General features: G+C 65.1%; 1 protein-coding gene. It reads right to left on the reverse strand.

The window, feature by feature from the left end:
* A partial coding sequence (locus KHP60_RS24895; RefSeq protein WP_213566941.1) for a transposase occupies window positions 1–347 on the reverse strand: 347 nt, incomplete at both ends.

Raw genomic sequence — 347 nt, forward strand, 5'->3', positions numbered from 1 at the left:
TGGGGTTGAGATCAAGCCGGCGCTGCACCGCCTCCAGCACGTCCTCGTGCTCCCAGCGCGTGATCCGTCGCTGCCGAGCCGTGGTACAGCGGCTCTTGAACGGGCAGCCGCGGCAAGCCATGGTCCAGTAGCGCCGCAGTGTCAGCCCGCGCTCGACGTTGCTGTAGTAGTACCTGAGCTTCTCGCCTGCTGGGCAGCGGTAGACGTCCTCCTCGGGCAAGTAGACGAAGTCCTGCTTGCCGAACCGGCCATCCGCTTTCGAGCCGGAGGTCATCGGCTTGGGCAGGGTGACCGTCACTCCTGTTTGGTCGCAGGCCAGGATCTCCTCGCTATCCCAATACCCGCGA

The sequence above is a fragment of the Microvirga sp. 3-52 genome (assembly GCF_018383585.1).
Classification (GTDB): domain Bacteria; phylum Pseudomonadota; class Alphaproteobacteria; order Rhizobiales; family Beijerinckiaceae; genus Microvirga.